The 16,537-nt window shown below is 68.1% G+C and carries 22 protein-coding genes; 17 read left to right on the forward strand and 5 right to left on the reverse strand.

The window, feature by feature from the left end; genetic code table 11:
- The 14 genes from LIV55_RS16610 to LIV55_RS16675 all read left to right on the forward strand — a co-directional run bounded on the left by LIV55_RS16610 (position 1) and on the right by LIV55_RS16675 (position 10,789).
- Entirely contained in the window at positions 1–1,530 is a 1,530-nt protein-coding gene (locus tag LIV55_RS16610) for a hypothetical protein (protein WP_229301078.1), read from the forward strand.
- A 64-nt stretch (positions 1,531–1,594) separates the two neighbouring features.
- The gene (locus tag LIV55_RS16615) at positions 1,595–1,813 is read left to right on the forward strand and encodes a hypothetical protein (RefSeq protein ID WP_229301079.1); all 219 of its coding nucleotides are present in this window, start codon (positions 1,595–1,597) and stop codon (positions 1,811–1,813) included.
- A 263-nt stretch (positions 1,814–2,076) separates the two neighbouring features.
- Positions 2,077–3,477, forward strand: a complete 1,401-nt coding sequence (locus tag LIV55_RS16620) for a hypothetical protein (protein WP_229301080.1) — start codon at positions 2,077–2,079, stop codon at positions 3,475–3,477.
- A gap of 1,526 nt (positions 3,478–5,003) precedes the next feature.
- A complete protein-coding gene (locus LIV55_RS16625; RefSeq protein ID WP_229301081.1) occupies positions 5,004–5,144 on the forward strand; it encodes a hypothetical protein in 141 nt (46 codons plus the stop codon).
- Between the two features lie 31 nt (positions 5,145–5,175).
- A complete protein-coding gene (locus LIV55_RS16630) occupies positions 5,176–5,817 on the forward strand; it encodes a DUF6349 family protein (RefSeq protein ID WP_229301085.1) in 642 nt (213 codons plus the stop codon).
- 86 nt (positions 5,818–5,903) lie between these two features.
- On the forward strand, positions 5,904–6,854 hold the full coding sequence (locus tag LIV55_RS16635; RefSeq protein ID WP_229301088.1) for an ArdC-like ssDNA-binding domain-containing protein: 951 nt from the start codon (positions 5,904–5,906) through the stop codon (positions 6,852–6,854).
- Between the two features lie 47 nt (positions 6,855–6,901).
- Positions 6,902–7,288 (forward strand): hypothetical protein, encoded by a 387-nt coding sequence (locus tag LIV55_RS16640; RefSeq protein WP_229301089.1) that lies wholly within the window; start codon positions 6,902–6,904, stop codon positions 7,286–7,288.
- A 95-nt stretch (positions 7,289–7,383) separates the two neighbouring features.
- Entirely contained in the window at positions 7,384–7,659 is a 276-nt protein-coding gene (locus LIV55_RS16645; protein WP_229301091.1) for a hypothetical protein, read from the forward strand.
- Positions 7,656–7,817, forward strand: coding sequence for a hypothetical protein (locus LIV55_RS16650; protein ID WP_163562515.1), 162 nt, complete (start codon positions 7,656–7,658; stop codon positions 7,815–7,817). The genes LIV55_RS16645 and LIV55_RS16650 overlap by 4 nt, the downstream gene beginning before the upstream one ends.
- Positions 7,818–8,035: 218 nt before the next feature.
- Complete coding sequence (locus LIV55_RS16655; protein WP_229301093.1) at positions 8,036–8,818, forward strand: ParA family protein; 783 nt, start codon at positions 8,036–8,038, stop codon at positions 8,816–8,818.
- A 14-nt stretch (positions 8,819–8,832) separates the two neighbouring features.
- Complete coding sequence (locus LIV55_RS16660; protein ID WP_229301094.1) at positions 8,833–9,474, forward strand: hypothetical protein; 642 nt, start codon at positions 8,833–8,835, stop codon at positions 9,472–9,474.
- 43 nt (positions 9,475–9,517) lie between these two features.
- Positions 9,518–9,835: a FliH/SctL family protein gene (locus LIV55_RS16665; RefSeq protein WP_229301096.1), complete on the forward strand. Its 318-nt coding sequence runs from the start codon at positions 9,518–9,520 to the stop codon at positions 9,833–9,835.
- Between the two features lie 141 nt (positions 9,836–9,976).
- On the forward strand, positions 9,977–10,402 hold the full coding sequence (locus LIV55_RS16670) for a hypothetical protein (RefSeq protein ID WP_229301098.1): 426 nt from the start codon (positions 9,977–9,979) through the stop codon (positions 10,400–10,402).
- Positions 10,403–10,453: 51 nt separating this feature from the next.
- Positions 10,454–10,789, forward strand: a complete 336-nt coding sequence (locus tag LIV55_RS16675; protein ID WP_229301100.1) for a hypothetical protein — start codon at positions 10,454–10,456, stop codon at positions 10,787–10,789.
- A 121-nt stretch (positions 10,790–10,910) separates the two neighbouring features.
- On the opposite strand, the gene LIV55_RS16680 is transcribed toward LIV55_RS16675, so the two are convergent.
- On the reverse strand, positions 10,911–11,699 hold the full coding sequence (locus LIV55_RS16680; protein WP_229301102.1) for a hypothetical protein: 789 nt from the start codon (positions 11,697–11,699) through the stop codon (positions 10,911–10,913).
- A 139-nt stretch (positions 11,700–11,838) separates the two neighbouring features.
- A complete protein-coding gene (locus LIV55_RS16685) occupies positions 11,839–12,099 on the reverse strand; it encodes a CopG family transcriptional regulator (RefSeq protein ID WP_229301103.1) in 261 nt (86 codons plus the stop codon).
- 394 nt (positions 12,100–12,493) lie between these two features.
- Here LIV55_RS16685 and LIV55_RS16690 point away from each other — a divergent pair, with 394 nt between their 5' ends.
- Positions 12,494–12,703: a hypothetical protein gene (locus tag LIV55_RS16690; protein ID WP_229301105.1), complete on the forward strand. Its 210-nt coding sequence runs from the start codon at positions 12,494–12,496 to the stop codon at positions 12,701–12,703.
- Entirely contained in the window at positions 12,696–12,986 is a 291-nt protein-coding gene (locus LIV55_RS16695) for a hypothetical protein (RefSeq protein WP_229301106.1), read from the forward strand. Before LIV55_RS16690 ends, LIV55_RS16695 begins: the two co-directional genes overlap by 8 nt.
- 75 nt (positions 12,987–13,061) lie before the next feature.
- Here LIV55_RS16695 and LIV55_RS16700 read toward each other — a convergent pair whose 3' ends face one another.
- Positions 13,062–13,463 carry a GvpU-like protein gene (locus LIV55_RS16700; protein WP_229301108.1) on the reverse strand — a complete coding sequence of 134 codons (402 nt, stop codon included), beginning with the start codon at positions 13,461–13,463 and terminating at the stop codon, positions 13,062–13,064.
- A gap of 335 nt (positions 13,464–13,798) precedes the next feature.
- On the reverse strand, positions 13,799–14,554 hold the full coding sequence (locus tag LIV55_RS16705; protein ID WP_229301110.1) for a hypothetical protein: 756 nt from the start codon (positions 14,552–14,554) through the stop codon (positions 13,799–13,801).
- A 247-nt stretch (positions 14,555–14,801) separates the two neighbouring features.
- Here LIV55_RS16705 and LIV55_RS16710 point away from each other — a divergent pair, with 247 nt between their 5' ends.
- Positions 14,802–15,239 (forward strand): hypothetical protein, encoded by a 438-nt coding sequence (locus LIV55_RS16710; protein WP_229301112.1) that lies wholly within the window; start codon positions 14,802–14,804, stop codon positions 15,237–15,239.
- 44 nt (positions 15,240–15,283) lie between these two features.
- On the opposite strand, the gene LIV55_RS16715 is transcribed toward LIV55_RS16710, so the two are convergent.
- Positions 15,284–16,204 carry a hypothetical protein gene (locus LIV55_RS16715; protein ID WP_229301114.1) on the reverse strand — a complete coding sequence of 307 codons (921 nt, stop codon included), beginning with the start codon at positions 16,202–16,204 and terminating at the stop codon, positions 15,284–15,286.
- Positions 16,205–16,537 lie beyond the last annotated feature (333 nt).

Genomic DNA, 16,537 nt, shown 5'->3' on the forward strand with positions numbered 1-16,537 from the left:
ATGACGATCCCCACCGCCATCGGAGACAACGGCGAGACCCGCGAAGAGTTCGACCCGCGCAGCGTCCCGGCCTTCCCCATCGTCAACGTCCGCCTCAACCGCACCGAGGACGGCACCGTGACCGGCGAGGTCGACGGCGCCGACGTCGACGTCGACGTCGACGCCCCCATCGACAGCGTGATGCGCCACGCCCAGGACGCGGCGGCAACTCGTCCGATGCGCGCCGTGCGCGTCACCGCGACCGACGTCGACGGCAAGACCTGGCCGATGGTCGTGCACGCCGACGGCCGCACCTGGGACCTCGACACCACCCCCGAGCCCGAGCGCACCGGTATGCGCCGCTCCGTCGTCGCGGCCATCGCCGCCGGAACCCTCGCCCTGGCCGGTGCGGGCCTTGGCGGCGCTTGGTACATCGCTGCCCACCAAGACCCGCCCACGGCGACCGCGCCTGTCGCGGCACCCGCCGGCGAGGCACCCGTCGTCCCCGTGACCGGGTGGGCACGCCGCGCCGCGTGGGTCTCCCCCGCTATCAACGTGCCCAGCGACGGCGCACCGCTGCTCGTCACCGACTCCACCGTCGTTGCCACCCTCGACGACGGCCCGAGCGCCCAGCTCGCAGCTCTTCGCCCCGACGACGGCGCCACCTTGTGGACCGTGCCGATCGACAACCGGGTCACCGGTGCGCCGCAGCAGGTGGCCTACCAAGGACGCGAAGGCATCGCCGTCGCCACCGGCGACGCCCTGACGATCTGGCCCAACAGCATCACCGAGCCCACCCCGACGACGTTGGAGATCTCCGAGCCTGGGCTCACGCTCGTCCCGACCTCGAAGATCCCGCTGCTGGCCAGCACCGAGACGCTCACCGCGCTCGTGCTGCAGGGCGACGCCCTGCAGCAGCGTGTGCTGCCCGCGGGAGCCCAGCCCCTCGTCGCCACCGACGACGCGGCCGTCCTCGCCGCCGATGACAGCGGCCGGTGGTGGACCCTGACCAGCGAGCAGACCGCTCCATCCCCCGAGAAGCTGAAGGCCCCCAGTCCCAAGGCGACGCCGGTCGGCGTCGTCGGTGTCGCCGGCCGCACCCTCATCTACGCCTGGCAAGACCGCGGGCAGACAGCCCTCACCGGCTACGCCACCGAGTCGAGCATGGAGCCGGCCTGGTCCCTCGTCATCAGCGAGGACGTCGACGCCGACGACTTCGCCGCCTCCCCCGACGGGTCATGGGCCATCGCCGGCACCACCGCGATCGAGTCCGAGACCGGGACCATCCGGGCACTGCCCGAGGACTGGTCCACCACCCAGATCACCGACGAAGCCGCATGGAGCACAGCCGGTGACGGCTACCGCGCCGAGCGCATGAAGCCCGCCCAACGCATCCCCGGCGGCCGTGACGTCGACCCCCAGGGCATCCCCGTTGCCACCGCTGGCGACCGCGGCCTCATCATCGCCAGCACCGGTCAGGCCCAGCGCATCTACGCCCTCGAGCCCGATACCGGCAGCGCCTACGGCCCGGACGTCACCCCGTCATCGTGAGAAATCGCCGCGACACGCCGCCCACGTCGCTTTATCTGGCTAGCCACGCCCCTAGGTTCTCCCCATGAGTACTCCAGCGAACGCCCACCGCAGCCCGGATCGCTCCGCTGCCGTGCTGCTGCGGTTCTCCCTCGACGGTCGCGCCGAGCTCAAGCGGCGAGCCCACGAGCTCGGGATGACCGTTCAGCAGTACGCGGACTGGAAGCTCCTCGACGCAGACCCCTCCAAGCCTGTCGGCGGCCGCGCCACCGGCCAGCGGCCACTGGAGGGCCTGAGCGCCTAGAACCCCTGATCAGGGCAGTGCCCTGACATGACGAAAGCCCCGGCGGGAACCGGGGCCTTCGAGTCGAAACCGAGTTACCAGCTCGGTCTCTGTGAACCAACCCTCTGGTCAAGGAGGTAGGTGGCTTTGTGCTGCCCACTGTAGAACACGCACGTCCAGATGCGCCAGGAAGTCTCTCCCCGACGCGCCGAGCGGCCCTGCGCGCCGCCCCGTCGCCCGTCGTCGCCGCGGAGGTCGCCTCACGGTGGACCAAGCGCCCCTGGGTGCCCTTTGGCACACCCGTGCCGGTCGAGGGTGCCGACGAGGCCCGTGAGGCCATCCGCTTCGAGATCGCCGAGGACGACGGCTGCTACGCCGACGTGCGCGCGTGGACGTCCCGCGAGGCGTTCCTGGCGGGGCTGCGGCTCTACCTCGAGCACTACCCCGAGGCCCTGACCGGCCCGAACAAGAACGACGCGATCAAGCTCGACGCGTTCATGCAGATCATCGCGATCACCGCCGCGCAGGCCCACCCCGCCACCGGCCGCGCGGTGCGCGCCTACAAGCGGTGGGTTGCCCAGCAGGCCGGCTGCTCCGAGGACAAGGTCCAGCGCGCCTGGCGCTTCGCCACCTGCCGCCTCGACGTCCTGCGCGAGATCCGCCGCGCCCGCCCGCTGCACCAGAGCGCGCGCCTGACCGTGCGCCAGGGCCATCGGATGCCTGACGGCACCCGGTGCCGACAGCGCGGCATCACTCCCCTTCGTGCGTTCAACGTCCCCGACTGGCTCGCGCCCTGGGTCGCGATCGCGACCCAGGAGCCCCAGGACGGCCCTCAGGAGCCGATCACCGACCCTGTGGACAACGACACCACCGACGCCGCGCGGGGCTCCCAGGCGGCCGCTGACGAGCCGCCGACGGGGCTTTTCGCATCCCCACCCCGTAGGGGCCAGCCTTTCGAGAAAACTCACCTTCTACCTAGGGAGACTTGCAGCCACGACAATGTCTCGCTCCGCTCGACCAAGCAGCCGCGCTCCGCGCGACGCCGCGACGAAGGAGGGCGGCCGCGACGACGCCGCACCCCCATCCGTGGAGAGGAGCTGGCACGCGGCATCGCCGCCCTGCTCGGATGGTCGACCACGAAGCACCAGGACGGCCCGCGGCTCTCGCCGCGGATGACCGCGCCGGCCCTGGCCGACTTCGAGGACGCTGGATGGACCCCCGAGCACTGGCTCGCCACCGCCCGCGCCGTCGCGATGAGCCTGCGCTACCGCTGGCCCACGTCCTCGCAGCAGATCGCCTCCCCCGGAGGGTGGGTGCGCTGGCTGACGCAGCACATGGTCCCCGACGAGCCCGTCGACGTCGGCGCCGACCCCGCGGCCCCGCCGTGGCTCACTCCGTGCGGCCAAGCCGGCTGCGACGGCTACGGATGGCTCACCAGCGACCCCGACCCCATCACCGGACGGGTCACCTTGCGCAAGTGCCCGACGTGCCCGCCGCGCATCCGCGTGGCCACCCCGGTCCAGATCGAGCAGCGTGACCTCGCGCTGACCGACTACGAGCCCCCCGCCACTGTGTGCGTCGCCTGCCGCCGACCAGGACCCACCGTCGTCGCCCGACTGGCCAGCCCCCTCGGCTCGGCCGTCTGCGACCCGTGCTGGCAGACCGCCACCAGCGGACCCGGCTGACGAACAGATCGCCGTCAGCGCCCGATCGTCTCAAGTCGCGGCCGCGCTACTCCGGCGTGTCGCCCGGAAACAGGCACCACCGCCCCTGAGTCCACTTCATACGGCTGGGGTGTCACCTAGAGCGACTACCGTTGTCTTCGGGACAGCCTCTGCCACTGGCTGGACCGCTGGTACCCAGGCGTTGTCGACGTGAACCTTTACGATTAGAACCACCCGCCAAATTCACTCTGTTGGCCACCTCGGACCTGGACGAGGAGGCCCATCGGCATCCGGACCGCTCAGAGGCTCCGGAGAGTGAAAGGTGGTTGCTTATGGCGACGCCGAAGCTGTGCCGTCGTAAGCGAGAGAAGCCGCCAAACAACACCGGCGGCCCCGAGAATCTCGGGACCGCCGCGCAGTGGTTCGCTGCTGGTGTTTCTCTCATCAAGCTGGCTTGGGACATCTACAAGAGTCTCTAACCAGCCGGTCGTGGCGGTGAGGGCTTGGTGTTGCAGCACCTGGTCCTCACCGCTACTTCCGTCATTACGCCCTTAGCTACTTACGTGCTTAGGCGTTGACTAGGTACCTCGATAGTAGGGACTTACCGACCCAGGGTCCAACGTAACGGTCCCATCGGACCAGGGTTCGAAGTACCTCTTCCAGTGGTACAGGTCTACCGGCCACCACCGACAACGCAGGCTCAACGACCCTGTCTCAGCGACTACTGCTCTAGCCGTCAGCGGTGGACCACCAGCACTCAGCGACACCGGTTGATGTTCCACAGTCAGCCCCCGCCGTGGTTCATCCTCCTCGAGGACTTGCCACTCGGAAGCTCCACGAGGTGGCTGCCAAGAAGCCAGGTTCATCCTCGTCATGTACCTCGTCCGCAACGTCGACAACACGGTCGACACCGCGTAGTACATCGACGCCACGAGGCGACCTGCCGCGATCGCACGGTCTACCGGCTCCCTTCCGGGTCGCAGCTAGCCCGACCCCAGGCAGGCTCCCCTTCGTCGGGATCGAGCCCCGATCACGACACCAAGCAGAGGCCGCCTGACGGCGTCCACGAGCTGACTCACCTCTCGCCCTTCCCCCGACGTCCCACTCTGCGGGCTCGGCACCCAGGTCAAGCCGGCTGCGCCGGCCTCTCCCCCACCAACCTCTGGCACGCGCTGCGCTCCTTCGTCGCTCCGCTTATTTCGCGCCAGAGCTTGGCTCCTCCGATCCCCTGCGGGGTTGACGTGGGTCGCCTCTGCGCCCGCGACGGGGACAAACGTCGGGGGCGGGGGCGGGGGGTGGTTGGGCCGCAGCAGACCAACGGGCCAGTCCCCATCCGGCGTCACCTGTGACCAACTAGACCGAGGAGACAGCATGAACATCACGACCCGCACCCAGGGCACCTGCGCCGTCGAGGACTGCGCCAAGGACAACCGCATGCGATCCGCGACCACGGCGTGTGGCACAAGATCCACGGCGAGGTGTTCACCCGTGGCGCGTTCGTCGTCGACTCCTGGGCTACGGCCTGCCCCGAGCACCAAGACGAGGTCATGCACGCCGTCACCCGCGACGTCGAGGAATGGCCCGAGCGCTGGCAGGTCGTCGTGGGAACCCAGGGCTACGGCACCAACGACCCCCACCCCGACATGATCGCCGCTGACGGCGACGGCAACCCCGGCACCCTCTTCTAGACGCATTGACCACACACACCAAGGAGACAGCATGGACCACGTAGACGTCCCCGGTCAGATCACCCTCGACATCGACGCACTCATCCGAGAGGCCGAGCTCGACGCCGCCCCCGCATGGACCGGCGGCCCCCTGCACCTCACGCTCGACTACCGCACCCCCGAAGAGCACGCCGCCGCGATGCAGCGATGGATCTTGGAGAACGGCCAGAGCGCATGCCGAAGCCGCAGCAACATGTGGTCCCCCGCGATCTGCCACCAGCCGCTCACCATCGAAGGTCACGAGCTGCACGTCCTGAGCGTCGACCTGCGCACCGAGCACGGCCACGAAGGCCCCGGCGCGCTGCTCTACCAGGCCAACTGCACCCCCTGCCGCTGGCACGAGGTCACCGACAGCGAGAACGCGGCCGTGGAGGCCATGCACGACCACGCCGTCCCCGACTGGCGCGACCTGCCCCTGATGCCCCACAAGATCAGCGCCGCACTGTCCAACCCGACCCGCCAGAGCCTCGCGGCCGCGCGGGCGTGGGTGGAGCAGAACTACCCCGCCCACCGTCAGCACCCCGGCGCCCCCATCCGCACCACCCGCACGAGCATGGGCACCCGCCACGTCCCAGGACGCTCCCCCTTCGGCGGGTTCGACCTCACCGGCGAGATCCACGGGGTGAATCGCTAGACAACATTGACCAACTAGACTAAACTGACAGTATCAACACGGCAGACCAAGGGACTTACCACCCCACGACCCAGCAGGAGGCACCGATGACCGCGACGAAGCGCACCAGCAAGGCCCGCACCGCCGAGAGCAAGCGCGAGGAGATGGAGGCTCTGCACCAGCAGCTCGCAGACGGCGTCGAGGCCCTGCGCGGCTCGCAGCAGTGGGCCCGCTACCTGGCGTTTTGCGCCTCCTTCCACCAATACTCCTTCTCCAACCTCGTCCTGATCTGGATGCAGCGCCCCGAGGCCACCCAGGTCGCCGGGTACCGCGCCTGGCAGGCGAAGGGGCGACAGGTCCGCAAGGGCGAGCGGGGCGTGCGCATCCTCGGCACCGGCACCGTCAAGGTCAGCGCCCAGGACGAGGACAAGGCCAGCACGGGCGACAACGCGGCCCAGGACGGCCCGCAGGCGCCCGCGGGCAAGCGTCGGGTCTTCTTCCCCGTCAGCGTCTTCGACATCGCCCAGACCGACGTCATGGAGGCCCACGAGGACACCTCGACCGTTACCCACACCCTGGCCGGCGAGGACGTCCACGGCATCCTCGGCCGCGTCGTGGCACACCTGACGGCCACCGGGGTCGTCGTGGACTTCCAGGAGATCTCCAACGGCGCGAACGGCTACACCAGCCCCGCCGGCCAGGACGGCGAGCCGGTGCGAGTCGTCATCGAGGCACGCAACTCCCCCGCCCAGCAGGCCAAGACCGCACTGCACGAGGCCGCGCACATCGCGCTGGGCCACCTCGAGGACGGCGTCGAGGAGTACCTGAGCCACCGCGGCCGCTGCGAGGTTGAGGCCGAGTCTGTGGCCTACGTCCTGGCCGGTCTCCTCGGGCTCGACAGCAGCGCGTACAGCACCGGCTACGTCGCCACCTGGGCAGAGCGCGCCGACAGCGACGTCGTCAAGAGCACCGCCTCTCGCGTCCTGGCCGCGGTGCACACCCTCTCCCAGGCCCTCGACGGCGAGGACGAGCAGGACGAGCAGCACGCAGCCGCGTAGGACCCACCTTCCCCCGAACCACCGACCACAGCACGAAGGAGCACCAGATGAGCACCATCGACCACGGCACCGACCGACCGACCCACAACGGGTGGGGGATCTGCGAAGGGTGCGGCGCGTTCGTCGACCCCGCAGAGCTCGACGAGCGCGGGACCTGCACCCGCTGCCAGGCCGCTCCCCCTTCGACCAACCAGACCAGCCAGACCAACGCGAAGGGGGCAGCGCCGGTCCTGCGGCCCGGGGTCCTCTACTTCGCGCACGACCGCATCGTGTGCGCGACGATCCGCTGCGCCGGGTCCTGCGCCCTGTTCACCGGGGTCACCACCGGCGGAGCCGTCCTCTCCCCCGTCACCGATGACGACGCCACGCAGTGGCAGACCTACGGCCTGGGCCCGATGACGTGCGAGTGCACCGCCCTCACCTACGCCGAGTGAAACGCTAGACAGTATTGACCAACTAGACTAGACTGACTTTATCAACACGGCAGACCAAGGGACTTACCACCCCACGACCCAGCAGGCGGCACCCCATGACGTGGTTCCCCGACAACATCACCGCCGAGCGGCGGCAGGCGATCCGGCGCGCGTCCTGCGCGGTCGTGCGCCTGGCGATCTGCCCGGGCATGGCCAACCTCGCCCGGCGGCAGCGCGACATCGTCGACGACGTCGTCCTCTACGGCGACGCGGAGGCATGGGAGGCGGTCGCAGTGCTCGAGGCCATGCTCGTGCAGCAGGGCATCGCGACCCGCGAGCAGATCGAGGCCGCGGTGCGCGCCCGCGCCGAGCGCGAGGAGTCCGTCCGATGATGTACGCCGGCGAGGAAGAGCTGGCGCACGGCGACCAGCACCCCGAGGTCTACGACGACCAGGGTGAGGACGGCGGGGACCCGCTGGACCTGCCGTGCGAGGAGTGCGGAGCCGAGGCGGGGGAGGAGTGCCGGCCCTACTGCACCGCGATGCCCTGAGGTGGTCGACCGCACCCCCGACCCTCGCAGGGGAGAGAGGGTGGGGGTGCGGCCTCAACACGGCGGACCGGCTACCAACCGGAACGCACCCCACGAGGATACGAAGCCAAGAGCCGCAGAAGACCAGTTAGACCGACGACACGCACTCGACACGCTCGACTGCATTGACCAACTCACCTAACCTGACCACATCGACACGGCAGACCAAGGAGTCACCAGTGGCCATCTACACCGTCGCCCTGTCCAAGGGCGGCTCGACCAAGACCACCACCGCGGCGGAGATCGCCGCAGAGCTGGCCCGGCGCGGACGCCGGGTGCTGGCGATCGACCTCGACCAGCAAGGCAACTTCTCCACCCGCCTCGGCGCTGACGACGACACCGAGGTTGTCGCGGTGGCGTCCGAGGTGATGACGGGGGACGCAACGGTGCGCGAGGCCGCAGTGCCCTCGCCGAGCGTCCCTGGGGTCGACCTGCTCGTCGGCACCTACGACCTGGCTGGGCTGGACCAGCGCCCCGAGGTCGTCACCGCACTTCGTGACCAGCTGCCACAGGTCGCGGGGGAGTGGGACGACGTCGTCATCGACACCCCGCCGGCCCTGGGCCTGGTCACCCTGGCAGCCCTCGCGGCTGCCGACGTCGTCGTCGCCGCCGTGGCGTGCGAGACCGAGGCCTACGACCAGCTGCGCCGCCTCGTCAGTTTCATCGACGAGCGCGTCGCCCGGATCCTCAACCCGGGACAGCAGGTGCACTGGATCGTGCCCACCCGCTACGACTCGCGCCGTCTGCTCGACCGCGACGTCGTCGAGATGCTCAACAAGGACCACCCGGGCCGGGTCTCGAGCCCGATCCGCGAGGCCGTCGCCGCACGCGACGCCTACACCTCCGGTCAGCCCGTCAGCGTCTACGCACCCGGTTCGGGCATCGCGCAGGACTACGCCGCAGCCCTCGCGCCGATCCTCGACGTGCACCGCGTGACCATCAAGACCACCTCGACCAACTAGACCAGGGAGACAAGATGAGCCCCCAGAAGCGCCGCACCCTCGGCGACCGCAACCGCGCCGCCATCGCCGGCGAGCCAGAGCCGGCCTCCCCTGTCGAGCCCACGACGCAGCCCCTCGAGCCGGTGGCCACCGCGCCGGCGAAGGCCCCCAAGGCCGACACGAAGACCCCGGCCGCGAAGACCCCAGCACCGCGTAAGAGCGCGACGAAGACCGCGACGCCAGCGAAGGGGGAGACGAAGGGGGCCGGGCAGGTGACCCGGCTCGGCATCTACGTCACCCCGCAGGAGTTCACCGACGCCAAGGCGGCCTATCTAGCGGCCTGGCAGCTCGGGGGAGAGGCCGACACCTTCGCCAAGTGGATCGGCACCGCGATCGACGCCCACGCCTCCCGCAGCGTCGACGAGCGCACCGAGCTCGCCCGGCCGCAGGAGCGGTCCGCGCAGCGCTCGGGGTCTACACGGTCGTTCTCCGTTGCTTCTGACGTCGTCGCCCGGATGCGCAAGGCCATCACTGCTGACCAGCAGGCGGGGCGGTTCCCCAGCGACAGCGCGTGGTGCGGCGACGCGATCGCAGCCGCGGTACAGAGCACCCGGCAGGCCGCCGGCGGCGACCTGCCGACCCCGCCGGCGCGTCTGCCCAACCGTCTCGTGCGCTGACCGCACTGACTGCACTGACCAACTCGACCATTTAGACCAGGAGGTGAGCGGCGTGAGCCAGGTAGACCCCTTCGTCGAGGAGGCGCACGAGCCACCGCCGGAGCACCACGACGACCCGATCGACGTCGTCGATCACGGCACGCGGGCCAACGACCCGACCTCCATGACTCCCGAGCAGCTGGAGATCTTCATGGCCGGCTACGAAGCCGGCCGCGCCACCGGGTTCGAGGACGGGTATATCGAGGGCTACAGCGCGTGCGACCGCGAGATCGCCCGCCTGCAGCGCGCGGCCGTGGAGGCCACCCGTCGCGGTGACCCCTTCCCGTTCCTGACCGATCACGACGACGAGCGCAGGGAGTGAGAGCGATGGTCTGCACGAAGTGCCGTGAGAACGAGCACGAGGACTGCTGCGACACCCAGCACCCGCAGCAGGACTACCGAGGTTGTGCGTGCCAGCACGCAGAACGCTCAGCGCACGAGGAGACGAAGGGGGAGGGGTGACGTGGCACTTGTCGACATAGCCGCCCTTGCCGGGGTTCCGGCAGCCATCCTTGGCCTGGTCTCGATCGAGGGCGTGACGGCACACTCCCGAGCACGGCGCAGGGCCAGGGCTGCGGCCGACGTCGCCAGCCTGCTTCCCGAAGGGTCGGCGGCGCGCGAGGTGGCCCTCGAGATTGCCGGCCGTGAGGTTGAGTTCTGGCGCCGCCATGCGGCGCCCACCCCCGACGAGGCCTACCTGCGGTGGATCAAGGCGTCCATAGTGCTCCTCGTGGTCACGGTCGGCGGCTCGGCTGTGCTGCTCTACTCGGGCTTCGTGAGGAGCTTGCTAGGTGCTGGGATGGTCCTCGCTCTGTACCTCTGCTGGTCGGTCGCATCGCTAGGGGCGTTCACCTACCTACGGATGAAGAGGGACGCGGTCAGACCTTGATACTTATCCGGTGGCCGGGACGCGAAGGGGGTCAGTGCCCAGTTAGGCACCGTGTTCCGATCTCTCGAACATGTGTTCGATTTGCTGTGGGACCATCATGTGATGGGGCAGGCGCGCTGGCACAAACAGTGGCCGCCGCAGCGTCCGCGGCATGTGTGGGTGCGTCCGACGTCGGGGGAGCCAGGAGAGCAGCCTCGCCAGGGCCTGCTGCTGCGGTGGGAGCAGGACCGCGGCCGTGGCCGCTGGGTTGCTGTGGTGGTCACCCTCGAGGGTGAGCAGCTGCGCGTCGACGTCGTGTCGGCGACCGCGGTCGCCCCGGTCGAGTCCGACCCCAATCGTGTGCTCTCGCGGGATGCGGCTGTCCTGCGAGGCCTGCGTCGGTCGTGAACCGGCGCGCATCCGACGCTAGTCCAGTCCGCTAGGTGATGCTGGTTGCCCCGGGAGGGGGTTGGCGGTCACGAAAGTGGGGCACCGTCTCCTCCTCCCGGCCTTCGGTCGTGGGTTGAGATCACGACGTACGGTGGGCTCGTCCTCGATGTAGCGCGCAGCCCTTGGCGCTAGCCAGCCGAGCCCCGCACTCGGGGCATCGGTGGCGAAACGAGGTACGCGCGACGCGCGCGATCGTGTCCTGCCACCACCACGGGTTAGCGCGAGTTCCCCCGTCAGGTGCGGGCAGTAGCCCGGCCAGCCGGTACTTGCGATTCAGGCTGTGAGACCAGCCAAAGCGCCGGGTCACCTCGAGCGGAGTGAGGCGGGCGGGGGAGAGGTGGAGCCAGCCCTCGCGTACCCACGAGCGAAGTAGGTCGGCGCTGACCCCCACGCTCGCGGCGATGTCGTCGAGCTCGGCACCCTCGCGCCACAACTCCACCGCGTCCTGCTCGACCATGTCGGGCGTTGGTCGGGTCGTCGGCCAGCCGTCGAGGGCGATCCCCACCAGGTGTTCCGGCACGCCGTACAGCTCTGCGATCTCGGAGTCGGGGTGCCCGTCTCCACGGCCCACCAGCCATGAAGGGACGTCGCCCAGCCAGGGTGTGAGGAGCCGTAGGGCCGCGAGGTCTAGTCCGTGTCTGACGGTGCTGGGTTTGATGCCGAGTGTCGCGGCGATCGAGGACGTTGTCTGCCCAGCGGCTCGGAGCTGCACCGCCTCAGCGGGTACCGCGTATTGACGATGCGAAGCCCGCCGGCTGGCCTGCCAGACGGCCACCTGCGCGCCGGTGGGATCCTCAGGCATCCCGAGCCGAGTCAAGGGCGCATGCCATAACGGGGCCAGCGCCTCAAAAAGCGAGTAGCGCTTCACAGAGTCCATTCTCCCGGTGGCGCGGACCTGCGGCAGGCGCCGTGGGGTCTTCGTCGCGCTCCGGAAGGGCTGTAGAAGGAGAAGGCCCCTAGTCCAGCGGCGGACTAGGGGCCTTCTCGTGACTACAACGTGACTCCGATCAGAGGGTGATGATCTCTCGAGTCGTCTTGTTCTTGGGGTCGACCACCTGGATCGCGTTGCCTGCCTCACGCTCGTCGGTGAGGAAGGCCAGAACCTCGACCGCGCGACGCACGGCTTCGGTGTAGGTGATGTTCTGGGACTGGGCAAGTCGGCGCAGGTCGTTGGCCGTCCGAGCGTTGATGTTGACGCTCAGGCGCGTGGAGCTCGCTCCAGCATCGCGCGATGGCTTGGCGGCCGGTGCGGCGGTGTCGGCGCTCATCGGGGCTCTCCTTTGGATGGTTGGCTGTCGCCACCAAAGACCAAGTGAGACTCCGGTATCAGTCTCAGTCGTTATAGTCAAGTCGTTGGTGACGATGTGGTTAGAGTACGCCGATGTAACTCGTATGGACAACCCCAAGCCCGCATGTCTTCCACATCGCGGCGCACACCCGGACAGCACGACATGTTCCTCTGATGTGCATCTGATGTGCATAGGGCGCACTCCGGACCTTGTGTGCGTGCCTGACCTGGGCGTACCCTGAGGGTCGAAATGCCAGTGATGTAACTAAGTCCCCTAGGAGGCTCCGATGACCGGAGGCCCCCCCGAGCATCATCAGCAGCTGTGCCTTGCCTGGCCGGACTGCTCCTGTGGCGACGGTTCGATCGACTGCCGGATGGCAGCACCCAACCCCACCAAGGGCGCTTCTCCCGACGGAGATGGCGCCCTTGATGCTGAGATCTCAGAGGATGTCCCGGCAGGGGAGGGTGAGCCGTGGACGACGCTCGCGCCGGTGCCGCTCCCCGATTACGACACCTACGTCGAGTTCTACGACCCTGGGCCGCCCATGCTCTGCATGGTTCTCGTCGAGGTCAGTCATGACTGACCACACCAGCGATGAGATCGCAGACGAGCAGCCCGCGCCGCCCGACAAGCCGTACCTCGGCACTAAGCCGACGAAGTGGGCTCAGGACGACCACGTCCGTCTGATCGTCACTGGCTTCACCGTGGCCGGGCTGCCGGTGCTCTACCTGGCAATGCTTGTAGGTGTTCTTACCGGCCAGATCACCGTCGAGGAGATGAAGGAACTCGGGGGCGTCGAGCTGTTCTCCGGGCTGATAGCTCTGGCTGGAACTGTTGTCGGCTACTACTTCGGCAAGCGTGACTAGTTAGCACGACATCTCGCCGGGACGTCATCGCGATCCCGCCCGGTAGCGGAGGTCAGATGCCGCCCGCCCTGGGGCTCAGTTGGTCGAGGGCTCCAGCACACCTTGGGCAAAGCCGCCCACGTCCTCGAGCCGAACCCGGATCATCCCGCCGGGGGTCGAGGGTGCCGGCATAGAGCCCAGGAAAATCTGGCAGGAGTCGAGGTGCAGGAACTTCGGCAGGTCGTCTTCCCCGAGCGACTCCTCGTCCTCCAGGGCCGCATCGCGTTGCGCCCGCAGGTCTTCGGCGTAGGGGGCGAAGTCGGCTCGATCGCCTTCCCGCCATGCGTCCTCAGCGAATTGCCACGCAGGGATGACGTGTCCCGTGATGACCGTCCCCTGGCAGAAGAGAGTGACTCCGCGACCCTCCTTCGAGCCCACTCGCTCCCTGCGCAGGTTGGCCTCGTTGGCCAGGTACACGAGGTAGAAGTCTGGAGTCATCTCCTCACCGTAGTGGCTCTGGGCCTGCTCAGTGACGATCGTTTTCGAGCAGCCTGTGGGGAGTGGTTGCCAGGGCTTCGACGAGGTTCGAAACCCCGACTCACTATCGGCGCTGCTCACAAGGTCGATGACTGGCGACTTTCGAGCAGGGGTAGCAGGACGTCGCTCAACAGGTTTGACGAGCGAGTTCCGTGCCATTGCCCGCCGGCGTCACGAGTTTTCGGTCAATGTGGTCTTTGTGGTGCGTTATGTCAATCTTCGAGTGAACGTCAAGGCGAGTAGTGCAGGGCAGGAAGAGGCAGAGCGTCGACCTGCAGGTCGCCACCTCCGTTCTACTAGCCCAGCAGGCTGATCACCGCTGTGATGGCCGCACCGACGACAGCTCCGGTGATCCCGGCCACGAGTTCCCGCTTGGCGTCACGGGAGTGCTGGCGCCCCTCTCGACGGAGCAGAGGCTCGATGTGGACTGGTCGCCCCCGCCTAGGGCGGTACAGAAACATCGCCCCGCAAACCAGAGGCACCAGGAAGGTCAGCACGAAGGTAGGCGCAATCTGGAACACCTGCACCGTGTCTGATGTGAGGGTCAAGGCAGCGACGCCGCCAGTAGTGAGCCCCATGAGAAGCAGCCCCGCGGCCCTGATACGTGCGGCGTTGGCCCGCCCCCAGTGACGGCTCCGCTCGTCGACGTGTTCCGCGATCTCCTCAAGCTGAGGTCGCGCTGACAAGGTGTGCGCCTCAACGGTGCCGTTTCCGAAGTCGACTGTGAACGTGTCCTCGGTAGCACCCGTGGGCTCCTCCTCCACGAAGTCCCACTGGCCATTCGGAAGCTCAACGAGAGTCGCAATCTCCTCGCGGACGGCGACCAGCCTGACCCGACCGAGTTCTGAGTCGGTCGCGTCCCGGAGGTCGTCTGCACTAGTCGCCACGAACTTCCCGACGTGCACCGTCACCTCGCAGTTAAGGCCGTTGAGCAGATCAACGACTGAGTCAACGTCGTCGAGATAGATACGACCTCCGAAGAGGTCAAGCACGGTCGGCATCGCCGATCGTGGGTCGACGGGCTCTCGACGTTCGCGCAAGAGGGGCGGCATGCCGGCGAGCGTATGGGCAACTGATGTCGGCGCGCCCGCTGATCCCCTTCCTCCTCCGGGGCATTCGTTTCATGTCGATGCGGGTGGCAGGTGGCAGAGTCGAACGCGGGGGAATCGTGTGCGCCGCCACACTCAGGGGCGTCTGGCGGTCGTGGTTGAGATGATTGCCAGGAAGGGGTCCTGGTGACCGGCGAGGGGTTCGGTCTCAGGTTCTTGGACGGGTCTTCGGAAGGGGAGGGGCTGCTGAGTGGTCCGCGCTGACCGAGACGAGGACTACGTCATCGACGTCTGTGACCAGATCTTGGGGGAGCCCGCACTTCGCCAGCATCGCTTCGACTGGCTGCGGGGTGATCCAGGCAGGACGGGTCGCCGTGTCGCATTGCCCGTCGACGCGTACTGGCCCGACCCTGCTGTGGTCGTGGAGTACCGCGAGCTTCAGCACGAACGACCTAATCGCCACTTCGACAAGCCCGATCGGCTGACGATCAGTGGGGTGCACCGCGGCATTCAGAGGGCGATCTACGACGCGCGTCGCGACGAGCTCATCCCTGCCCACGGCATTCGTCTGGTGGTCATCACCCCACACCATCTCGACTCCACCGGCCGCGGACGGCTACACCGAACCCGCAGCTACGACCGAGCCGCGATCGAGCGTCTGCTTCTGCCGGATGAGTCTGGGCGCTGATGGCCGAGCAGGGCGCCGTCTACACGGGCGCTAGCTGAGCAGGGTCAGGCGGCGTTGTCGTCTGGGCTCTGTGTGTGGGTGGGCCAGCGGCCGTCGTCGGCGGCGTGGGCGTTGACGGTGAGGGCGAGCCACTTGAAGGTTTGGAGCAGGGTGTCGAGCTGGGCGTCGCCGATCGATGGCAGAGGGGTCTTGGCTCGTAGATCGATTGAGTAGTCCTGCCGGGTGAGAGTCACGGCTACTGGCACGGTTGCGCGGACCGTGTCCGGGTCGACCCCGGTGCTGTTGAAGTAGTACCGACCGCCGGTGATGCGTATGAGGTGCGCCAGCGACGCTTTCCCTTCGACGACGACCCCGTCCCCGCTAGGCGGCTGATCGGCCGCGTAGCCGGTGATCTTGACGCTGTCGATGAACCGGGCGAGGTCGCCGTCGATCGTGCCGTCGAAGTCGAGCAGAGCAAGATCTTCTGGAGTGGCAGCTTTCCACGTCGCCTCAGCCTCGAGGTTGGGTGGCTGCGAGGCCCACCGTCCCGCCTCGTCGACCAGCAGTCCTGTCGTCGTGTCGACAGTCCCGGGTACCCGGGCGCGGGAGCGTGTCTCCATGCGGCCGGGGCGTTCGATCCACCAGACGTCTTCGATCAGCAGAGCGGTGGGGGTCAGCCGCGGGTCGCCGTCGACGTCCGTGGCGACGGTGCGGGCGCCGGTTCTCTTGCTGGTACGAAAGGCCGACTTGAAGCCCTCCCAGTGGTCTTGCGCGCTCGAGCTCGCCTTCCCGGTAGTTGTGCTCCACGTGTACGTCGGCAGCGCCGACGGTGTCGGTGAGCTGCTCGAGGCAGAAGGGGCCGGGGTGCTCGTCCCCGTTGACGACGTCGGCTGTGCCGACGTCGGCGGCGAGGCGTTCCCTTGAGTGCACCCCACGAGCGTCATGGACAGTCCGACGACGGCGCACCGCGCCAGCTTGTTCACCACCAGCGAAAGGTAGGCCATCCCGTGGTGTCAGCGCTGGAGGTGCGCTTCGACTGGGGGTAGGACCTCTGATGGCGCCCGACGGTGCGATGAAGCACGAACTCCCTGACGGCGGGGCGTTAATGGGTAAGGATTAGGTAAATTTAGTAAGGATATCGTCAGGAAACTGATGATTCCCTCTGAATAGTCTGTGGTGTACCTCTACGTTCTGTCTGATCGAGTCAGCGCGGGGACTCTGCAGGGGATGTGGGCAACCGCTGAGCATGGAGCGTGTCCGTGGAGCGGTTGGGGTCTTGGGTAGTTGCTGCTTGCGCAGCTGGGGTTCTGGTGGCCGGT

This window comes from Janibacter melonis, assembly GCF_020567375.1.
GTDB classification, from domain to species: domain Bacteria; phylum Actinomycetota; class Actinomycetes; order Actinomycetales; family Dermatophilaceae; genus Marihabitans; species Marihabitans melonis.